The 947-nt window shown below is 69.8% G+C and carries 1 protein-coding gene; it reads right to left on the reverse strand.

The features are described from left to right. Positions 1-227 precede the first annotated feature (227 nt). The gene (locus ACFV6D_RS31735; protein ID WP_380562196.1) at positions 228-797 is read right to left on the reverse strand and encodes a hypothetical protein; all 570 of its coding nucleotides are present in this window, start codon (positions 795-797) and stop codon (positions 228-230) included. Positions 798-947 lie beyond the last annotated feature (150 nt).

The following is a 947-nucleotide window of genomic DNA, read 5'->3' on the forward strand; positions in this document are numbered from 1 at the left end:
GTGGGGGGTGCCCTATATCCTCCCCGCCCCGCCCCCCCGCGGGGGGGGCGCCCCCCCCGTCCCGTGGACTGCTGCTGCTTCGTGAACATCCACGGTCCTCAAGATCGTCAACTGCTGCTCAAACCGGCAGACAAACGCTACTGCTAGAAGTGAACGAAGCCAGGGCGGTGTGCGGCAGATGGGTTCTGCGGGGCGCGTAGGAAGTCGGGTGGGTCGACTTCCTGTGTTCACGGGTGGGTTGTGTGGGTGGCTTGGGCTTGGGCTTGGGTGCGGCAGTGGGTGAGGGCGGGTTTGAGGCGGGGGTCGGGGGTGGTGGTGGTGAGGAGTTCGCCGGCGGTGGTGAGGGTGGTCCAGTAGTGGGTGGGGTTGCCGGTGGTGGGGTGGGGTTGGGTGGTGGTGAGGGAGAGGTAGGCGGTGGTGAGGTTGCCGGTGGTGAACCAGCGGGTGAGGCCGTGTTGGTGGCCGGCGCGGATGTTGCCGTGGGCGTCGATGGCGGTGGTGAGGAGTTCGATGATGGCGAGGTCGCGGTTGTCGGGGGTTTTGGGGATGTCGAAGACGCCGAGGGCTTCGAGGAGTTCGCCGGTGTCGTTCTCGGTGCCGGGGCGGGGGGTGGCGAGGAGGGCGTCGTAGCAGTCGTTGAGGCGGCGTTGGGTTTCGGCGGCGGGGATGCCGAGGGCGGTGCAGACGGCGCGGGCGGATCGGAGGGGTTCGCGGGTGTGGCGGGCGAGGGTGGCGTAGGTGTCGGCGGGGGTGGAGCCGGTGTCGAACAGGTGGCGGGCGGTCAAGGGGAGTCGCATGGTGGGTGCCTGTTCAGACGGTGAGGAGGGTGGCGGGCGCGGGTGCGGGGGCGATCAGCGCCCAGACGAATTTGCCGACCCCGCCGGCGCGGGGGCAGCAGCCCCACTTCTCGGCCAGCTCGTTGACGAGGAGGACGCCGCGTCCGTGTT

The organism is Kitasatospora sp. NPDC059812 (genome assembly GCF_042732075.1).
Classification (GTDB): Bacteria; Actinomycetota; Actinomycetes; order Streptomycetales; family Streptomycetaceae; genus Kitasatospora.